This is a genomic window from Candidatus Hodarchaeum mangrovi, from assembly GCF_975850365.1.
Genome location: NZ_CDLCQJ010000083.1, coordinates 1 through 8,618, shown reverse-complemented (window position 1 = coordinate 8,618; position 8,618 = coordinate 1). Strand labels below are relative to the sequence as shown.

Here is an 8,618-nt window from a genome sequence, read left to right as displayed (position 1 = left end):
TTTCAAAGCTAGTTCAAACTTTCCAGAATTTAATAACACATTTATATTCTCAATATTGGCTTTGGTCACAATTTTACACAAACTGAAAAGAGTTTTTGGGGTATAAAATAAGTAGATCTTTAATATTGATTTCAGAAGCCTATTGGAGAATGGGAAAACTTAAAGAAAGCTGGGAGGCAATTAAAAGGGCAGATATACTAATTAAAGAATATAAACCAAATGATATTACTTTTCAAGAAGGAAATATTCAACATAATAAAGGATCTATATATTTACGCGAGGGGAGGCTTGATGAAGCAATTAAATGTTTTTCTGACGCTTTAACAATCAGAAATCAAATATCAAATAATTTATATGGTATTGGTGAAACTCTTAATTCATTAGGTGTTGCTTATTACTATAAAGGTCAACTAACGAAAGCACTTGAATATTATAAAGAATCGCTAAATATAAAACAGAAATTGGGCAATAAACAACAGATTGCAATTGCTTTGAACAATATCGGAGATGTCTATCATACCCAAGGTGAACTTAATCTGGCATGGAACTATTATAATCAAGGTTTAGATTTATTCAAAGAGACAGGTAATAATGAACATATCTTTTCAGGCTTACATAATTTGGGAAAAGTCTTTTATCAGAAAGGGGAATTTGATACGGCACTAGAGTATTTTGATAAGGCCTTAAAAGTTGTCGAAGTATTTGATAATAAAATCAGCCTTTCAGAAAACCTATTTCATCAAGTTGTTGTATCAATTGAAAAAAAAGATATAGAACTAATAGATAAATATGCAAATTATCTTAAAGCAATAGCTGAGAAGACAGAGAATAAAATAATCAAGCAGCGTTATTTAGTTTCACAAGCATTAATCCTAAAAGAAAATCCGCAGGTGAAGGATAAAATTAGAGCGAGGGAAATATTACAGAGTATTTTACAAGATGAAATCGTAAATCATGAGTTAAGAGTTTCAGTATTACTCCACTTATGTGAGTTATTACTCTTTGAACTTAGCTTAACTAAGAACCAAGAAGAAGAAAAACGTGATTTTGAGGAAATAAAAAAGCTAAGTGGAATCCTTCTTAAAATAGCCCAAGAGCAACAATTACACTCTCTTCTTTCGGAAACATACCTTCTACAATCTCGCTTAGCGATTATGGAATTTGATATTCAAAAATCCCTAGAATTAATTTCAACCGCGAATATGATTGCAGAGGACCGAGGATTAAAGAAACTTTCACAAACAATTTCATTTGAAATGGATTTATTATCTTCTCAATTAGTGGATTGGAAAATTATTCTTAAGCAAAAACCTCAGATTAAGAGTTTATCAGAACTGATACAAATCAGTGATCTTATAAATCGGATGATTAAAAAACGTGTATATAAAAATCAACAAGAATTAAACGATTATGTCTTAGATGCGAAGAAATTACTTCAATCATGGGATAGCAAAGTTTGATTGCATAGATTGATGTGCAATCTTAAAAATTTAAACCATAAGATTAGGAATCTTTCTTGAAATCTATTTCACATCGGGGAAGATATATCCTTCTTTTACCTTTTCTAAAAGTATTGGGATGATATTTTTATAATCGTCCACAATTCCTACATCCGCGTATGTAAAAATTGGAGCATTAGGATCATTATTAATTGCAATTATTCTTTTAGAATTTTTAATCCCTTCAAAATGTTGAATTGCTCCTGAAATTCCTACTGCAATATAATATTCGGGGCGAACAGTCCGACCAGTTTGTCCAACTTGATGTTGTCGTCCAACCCATCCAGCTTCTACAGCGGATCTACTAGCACCTAATTCACAATGTTGTCCATTAGCATTAATAGCGTTAACAAGCTCTTTTAATAGTTTAAAGGCTTCTCGTCCAGCACCATTTCCCCCAGAAACAATAATCTTTGCACGATCAAAATCAACTATATCCTGTGTTTCCTTGACACTTTCATGTACTTTTACAATAAATTCATAGGGGGAAAAATCAATCTTAAAAAACTCAGTAGTACCTTTTCTAGATAAATCAGAGGGCATTGGGGTAAATGTACTGGGACGAACAGTTCCCATCTGAGGATATTTCCATAATTTTGGATTTCCAATAATAGTAGCAAGTTTGGCTTCAGCAAATGAAGGACGGATAAAATTAGCTACTTTTTTGTATAATTTCAGATTTTTCTCATCATAATAATCATCAATAGCAAATCCAGTACAATCTGCTGATAAACCAACGCTACATCGAGCAGCTACCCTTGGGGCAAGATCTCTTCCAGTTGTTGTAGCGCCAAAAAGAAAAATTTCTGGTTTAAGTTTTATGATTATCTCATAAATAGCTCTTGTATATGGTAAGGTATAATAATGATCTAACCGTTCATCATGAACAATAATGACCTTATCAGCTCCATAAGCCCACAACAATTTTGAATCTTCTTCTAGTTGTTTTTTATTTTCTCCCATATGAATTGCTGTTACGAAAGTATTAAGTTGATCAGCTAATTTCCTTGCAATTGCAAGTATCTCAAAGCTTACTTGAGCAATCTCTCCTTTAAAAGACTCAACGAATGTATAGACACCTACTGCCTCAGTACGAAGATCTACCTCTTCATAGTGATCTTCTGTTATCACTTTAATTTTTCTCCGTTTTTATAATCAAGTTTGATAATTCGGTTAATAGGGTGTTTACTTTGCTTTCAGAAGTTGGTCCCTCTAGGATTTTACAGGATGGACGCTCAAACTTTACTTTTCTAACTTTTGAAACAATTGTAGGGGAACCCATGATTCCTGCTTCATTGGGGAGTAATCCGATATCTTCAATAGATAATCGTTTTATCTCGTACTTCCTTGCACGTATAGCAGATTGTAATCTAGGTCCACGAGGTATATTTGCATATCTTGTTACTGTGATAAGAACGGGATAAGGGGCTTCTATTTTCTCATAACCACGTTCTACCAATCTTCGTGCCATTACACTACTATTGTTTGCTTCTAAGTGGGTTACATATGTAATTTGATTATAGCCTAAACGTTCTGCTACTTGTGGGCCCACATGACCTGTATCTCCATCAATAGTCTGTATACCTGCAAAAATTATCTGAAACTCCCCAATTTTTCTTATGGCAAGACTCAATGCACGTGCTGTAGCCATAGTGTCTGATCCTGCTAATTTACTGTCAGATAACAGATATGCGTTATCAGCTCCCATTGAAAGTGCTTCACGAAGACTTTGTTCAAAACTAGGAGGTCCCATACTTAATATAGTGACTGTCCCTCCTAATTTTTCCTTAAAACGAAGTGCTTCTTCTAATGCGTGCTTACAATATGGATTCATGATCGATTTTACTCCAATACGCATCATAAAACCTTCTTCGGATGTCCTCATCTCTTTAGGTAATGGAACCTGTTTTAACAAAACAAGAATTGATACCAATCAGATCTTCTCCTACACATTTCTATGAAAGTTATTACAGATTTTCCAATTATCCCAATTCAAACTTAACACCAAAACTTCCTTGAGGGAAATTCCACTTCACGGAACCTTGATCACACATAAGATAACATGTTCCACATTCAATACAGTCCTCATACCGAAAAACCATTTTATTTTCGATAAACTTAAAGCATGAAGCAGGACATCCAGCAATGCACAAATGGTGAGGACACCGAGCACAGATCTCTTGTATAACTGTAATATGTGCGTTTTCTTCTGCATCAGTTTCATAGGTGAGAGTTCCTAATTTTTTTCTTATATCAACTTCTTGTTCTGTCATTTAAACAACACATTCTTAGAAATGTCTTAGTGTAATGCCGTCCCGTATTAATTGCAACCAACTAACCTGTTTTTTCTTTTTTTGGGAACGAAAAAGTTTCAAAAGGTGGTTTTTAGGCAGGCTATTCTCAGTTAGCATATCTTTGAAAATCCCAATCAATAACTCGGGATATTGCTCATAAAGCCGTGGATTACGAATTATACTATGAATTCCCTGAAATGTTTTCAAGTCTTTCAGGATATAACTTTCTTTTAACTTCTGTTCATACTTTTTCAGGGTTTTTTTGGTGAAATCATTAGACTTTTGAGCATGAAGAATTGTATCTGCAGCCAAAATCCCTGATGAGATAGCATAGTTTATTCCCTGAATTATAATTCCATTGGATAAGACAAACCCCGCAGCATCACCAACAACCAGAACATGGTCGTCATATAACCTAGGAAGCATATGTATTCCTCCCTCAGGTACCCAGTGTGAGCTGTATTCGACAAGTTCTGAATTTTTAATTAGTTTTTGAATGTAAGGATGTTTTTTAAAGGATTCAAGAATATTTACAGGAGGAAAATTAGGATCATTCATCGTGTCTATTTGAGTAATCACACCAACTGATAATGTGTCCTTATTTGTATATAAAAATCCTCCTGATCTGATTCCTCCCATGAGTCCCCCTACAACATATTCTGAAGCCACTCCTAGCTTTGATTCGAGATTAAAACGTTCATTTATAATGCTTTCCGGAAGACGGAGAACTTCTTTTACTCCTAGAGCGTAGTGTTCTTTTTTCATTTCTCTACGTAAGCCTGATGCTAGGGTTAATCGGGAATTGGCACCATCAGCGATAATTACAACATCTGTCTGAAATTCTTCTCCTGCTTGGATGATACCGTTGAATCGCCCATTAACATCTCTAGAAAGATCATCAACAGCTATTCCCTCAAATACATTAACCCCATATTTCTCTGCTTTTTTAGATAACCACGTAACAAATTTTGTTTGAAGGACACTAATAGCATTAGGTGGATCATGTTCCCATTCTGGAAAAGAGAGCTCCAATACAAATGAATCCTCTTTAGTAAGAAATCCAGTTCGCTTTTGAATAATTCGCCTCTCTATTGGGGCTTCTTCCCACCATTTAGGGAGAATCTCTGAGAGACTTTGACCCCAAATCACACCACCAGAAATATTTTTCGAACCTATTGGTTTCCCACGATCAATTAGAGCCACATTCATGTCAGGATTTGCCTGCATTAACCGAATAGCTGCAGAACTTCCAGCAGGTCCTGCTCCGATAATTATCACATCAAATTTTTCTTGTTCCGCCATTTTATACCCTAATTTTCCTTCTCTTTCCGAGATATTCTAGCTTCATTAATGTTTTAAGCAATTTCTTAGCGAAAAACAGAAAAATTTGAGCTACGATCTCAGAAAAGGCAATAATAATTTCCCCTTCCCTTTCATTCTAATGAATTAAGAGAATCCATGAATATCAAAAATTTAGCCTCTTGGCTTAAAAATACAGGTAATAACAATTGATTTAATAAAAAATCGAAGTTAAATCGAAGTAAAAATCTTTTAGATTTTAGTTCGAAATTTTATCTAAGTGAGATTTTAAGTTTCTGAGGCTTTAATTATGACTTCTGACCCTAAAATTGTTATTATTGGAGCAGGTAGTGCAAGTTTTGGTCTGGAAAATCTTTCACGAATCATTGCACATGAAGATTTACAAAACGCAACATTATCGCTAGTCGATATTAATGAATCTCATTTGAAGGGGATTCATGCCCTTTCAGAAAAGATGAAAAAAGAATGGAAGTCAAATATTAAAATATCGATTACCACTGATCGGAAAAAAGCTCTCCCCGACGCGGATTTTGTGATATTATCAGTTGCTGTCGACAGAGAAGAAACTTGGATTAAAGATTATGAAATTGCACAAAAGTATGGTATCTATCATTATGCTGAAAACGGATTGATGGGAAGTTTTACTGATACAGCAAGAGGATTAAACTTTATTATGCCAATTCTTTATGATATCCATGATCTTTCTAAAAATGCATGGCTGATAAACTTCACTAATCCAGTACCTCGAATAGGTTATGCAGCAAAACAAACTCGTGTAAAATCTATAGGATTGTGTCACCAAATCTGGCATGGATATGGTATTTTAGGTCGTTACTTAGCATGTGATCTCGACATAAATTCAAACAATCTAGACTTTGAAGTAAAATGGACTAATGAAAGTCAAAAAATATTAACAGAATTTGCAATTGCAGCTGCTAGTGAATATGATATCATCGCTGCAGGGATCAACCATTTTACTTGGATGTTAGATGTCAGAAGGAAATATTCAAGTGAAGATATGTATCCTCTCATTCGTAAGGAGGCCAAGAATCTTTATCCCAAGTTCGAACCGTTGACTCAGCATATGTTTAAACTCTTTAAGCTTTTACCTGTCCCAGGTGACTGTCATTTAGCTGAATATGTTCCTTATACTCTAAGTAAAGAAAATTGGGAAAAATATTCAATACAATTATATGATTTTGATCGTGGAAAAAAACAACGAAAACAAATGTGGACTCGAATTAATGATATAATTTCAGGAAAACGTCCAATGGATATTCATCCTAACCCAGCTGAACGGGGAGATTCTATAATTGCAGAGATGTTAACAAATGCCAATGCTTATGAACAAGCTGTAAATATCCTCAATAATGGTACAATTAGTAATTTACCTAATGATGCTATTGTTGAAGTTCCTGCATTAATTAATAGTTTTGGTGTATCAGGATTGAAAGTAGGCAAATTACCTGAAGGTATTGCAGCACTCTGTCGAAAGGAAATATCTATCGCTAAGATAATCACAGAATCATCCATAAAAGGTGATCGCGATTTAGCTTTACAGGCTTTCGCATTAATGCTCGATGACTTGGATTTAGCAGAAAAATTAATAGATGAATATCTTATAACAAATAAAAAATATCTTCCAAAATATTTTATTAAAAATTAGTCAATTAGCTCTCAAAATATTGGTTTTATGAATGATGAATCCTATTAAATTTATAATCTTTGATCTTGATGATACAATCATCCATTCAAATCTCAATTATAGCGCGATTCGAAACCAAGTAGCAGAACTACTTGATCCCTCCATTTTAAGTCAAGAAGTTGAAAAAACTCCAATTTTAAGTTTATTAGGACTTTTAAAAGAACATCAGCCACAGCTCTACCCTGAAGGAGTAAAAAGACTATTGATATTAGAAGAAGAAGCAATTAAGGGGGCTAAGATGATGGATGGAGCGAAATTGATTCCAAAGTTATTAAGAAAATTCTCTCTGAAATCTGCAATTTATACAAATAGCTCACGTATTACTATTAATAGTTATTATGAGAAATTTCCTTTCCTTTGTGATATGTTTATTTTAACACGAGACGATATAACTCATCCTAAACCCCATCCAGAGGGATTAATCAAACTTATGAATGAATTTCAAGTATCAAACCTAAACACAGTCTATATTGGGGACTCTTGGATTGATTCTATAGCAGCAAGCAAAGCAAAAATAAGATTCATTTTATTTAATTCAAGAAAATTATCTTTAAACTCTTTTTTAGTTCATCCTTATAAAATCATTACGAGTTGGCTTGATTTTGAATCATTACTTACTTCACTAAAACAAGAAAATTAATTAACCATTTGAATTGGGATATATTTTATACATTCGGAAAATCTAGTTAGTAACATATATAGGTGTGATTTATTAAGGAGAAATAATACCTCAGAGATGAATACTTATGAGAAAATTCGGATTTAATGAACTCGCTTATGCTATAGTGGTAGCATCCTCATATGGGCTATTAATGGGACTTCTTTATAATTCTTCATCTGACATAGTCATTTTTTTCATCTGGATTGGATTAATTTGTCTTCATCTCGCAGGAATAGTGCTAATTGAACGGTTGGAGCGGAATAAGAAGAAAAAAGGTTTGCCTCCTTAACCTAAAGGAAAAAATCTAATTTCACATAAGAAATTAGTAAGATTAATAATGTTATTTTTTAGAGTACCCTTTTTCCTTACCTTAGAGAACTTTTAAAGTTCTAACATCCCCCCACAAGAGAATATATATTTTTCGAGTTTATTAAGTAATCATCTAATAATATGTGAAGCATCATGCACGTCGAGAAAACTAAGAAAATTCTCAATTATGACGGTCCGATTACTTTTGGTGAAGGAGCAGTGATGTTAATTTTACCCGAGGATCTCCATAACTGGGTAATGGAAAATGTTCCAAGTAAATATAAACGTGCAGAGTTCATTCGATCAAGATTACGCTTGCTGATGGAGGGTCAGGTAACTCCGCATCTAGCTTCTAGCCCTAAACAACATTTAAAAACATTAGAAGAAATTAAAAGTGAAATTCAAATAAAGAAAAAGGCTAAAACCCTTAATGAACTAGAGAAACGTAATTTGGAGCGTCAAGAAGCGCTGATTGGAGTAAATGAAGAACTGAAAATACTTTTTGCAGCAAGGGCAGCTTCATCATCCACTTCCTAAGCTTTAAGAAGCTTTGTAAAAATAAATAAAATTCGAATCTAATGATTTTGAAGAAGCTAGAGAATTTTATCAATGAGATATTAGCTCTATCAAGTCTTTTTAGTCTAGTATTGGGGATAAAATTTCGATTATTACTTAATTTTCAATTTGAGTTCCTAACATCCCTAATAGATTTTTTATGGAGGACCATCCCTATACTGATCATTTTTTATTTCCTCCTTACTGGAAGTCAGAACGTGATTAAGAGAAAGTTTAACTCTCATTCGAGACCTCTAAATTATACTAAAAAGATC

Annotated in this window: 9 protein-coding genes; 5 read left to right on the top strand and 4 right to left on the bottom strand. The window is 33.6% G+C overall.

Translation table 11 applies throughout. From position 1 onward, the window contains the following. Positions 1-149 precede the first annotated feature (149 nt). Positions 150-1,460 (top strand): tetratricopeptide repeat protein, encoded by a 1,311-nt coding sequence (locus tag ACWVCY_RS07920; RefSeq protein ID WP_455141829.1) that lies wholly within the window; start codon positions 150-152, stop codon positions 1,458-1,460. Positions 1,461-1,523: 63 nt separating this feature from the next. Here the strand turns inward: ACWVCY_RS07920 and ACWVCY_RS07915 are convergent, their stop codons facing one another. From ACWVCY_RS07915 to ACWVCY_RS07900, 4 genes are read right to left on the bottom strand one after another with little or no spacing between them, the layout of a single operon-like run. Next, a complete protein-coding gene (locus ACWVCY_RS07915) occupies positions 1,524-2,630 on the bottom strand; it encodes an electron transfer flavoprotein subunit alpha/FixB family protein (RefSeq protein WP_455141827.1) in 1,107 nt (368 codons plus the stop codon). A 1-nt stretch (position 2,631) separates the two neighbouring features. Continuing rightward, positions 2,632-3,432: an electron transfer flavoprotein subunit beta/FixA family protein gene (locus ACWVCY_RS07910; RefSeq protein WP_455141826.1), complete on the bottom strand. Its 801-nt coding sequence runs from the start codon at positions 3,430-3,432 to the stop codon at positions 2,632-2,634. Positions 3,433-3,481: 49 nt separating this feature from the next. Beyond that, positions 3,482-3,772, bottom strand: a complete 291-nt coding sequence (locus ACWVCY_RS07905) for a ferredoxin family protein (RefSeq protein WP_455141824.1) — start codon at positions 3,770-3,772, stop codon at positions 3,482-3,484. A 15-nt stretch (positions 3,773-3,787) separates the two neighbouring features. Then, positions 3,788-5,095, bottom strand: a complete 1,308-nt coding sequence (locus ACWVCY_RS07900; RefSeq protein WP_455141822.1) for an FAD-dependent oxidoreductase — start codon at positions 5,093-5,095, stop codon at positions 3,788-3,790. Between the two features lie 307 nt (positions 5,096-5,402). Here ACWVCY_RS07900 and ACWVCY_RS07895 point away from each other — a divergent pair, with 307 nt between their 5' ends. The 4 genes from ACWVCY_RS07895 to ACWVCY_RS07880 all read left to right on the top strand — a co-directional run bounded on the left by ACWVCY_RS07895 (position 5,403) and on the right by ACWVCY_RS07880 (position 8,325). Further along, the gene (locus ACWVCY_RS07895; protein WP_455141820.1) at positions 5,403-6,779 is read left to right on the top strand and encodes a family 4 glycosyl hydrolase; all 1,377 of its coding nucleotides are present in this window, start codon (positions 5,403-5,405) and stop codon (positions 6,777-6,779) included. 31 nt (positions 6,780-6,810) lie between these two features. Further along, positions 6,811-7,458, top strand: coding sequence for an HAD family hydrolase (locus ACWVCY_RS07890; RefSeq protein WP_455141818.1), 648 nt, complete (start codon positions 6,811-6,813; stop codon positions 7,456-7,458). Between the two features lie 106 nt (positions 7,459-7,564). Beyond that, positions 7,565-7,768: a hypothetical protein gene (locus ACWVCY_RS07885; protein WP_455141817.1), complete on the top strand. Its 204-nt coding sequence runs from the start codon at positions 7,565-7,567 to the stop codon at positions 7,766-7,768. Between the two features lie 173 nt (positions 7,769-7,941). Then, on the top strand, positions 7,942-8,325 hold the full coding sequence (locus ACWVCY_RS07880) for a hypothetical protein (RefSeq protein ID WP_455141815.1): 384 nt from the start codon (positions 7,942-7,944) through the stop codon (positions 8,323-8,325). Positions 8,326-8,618 lie beyond the last annotated feature (293 nt).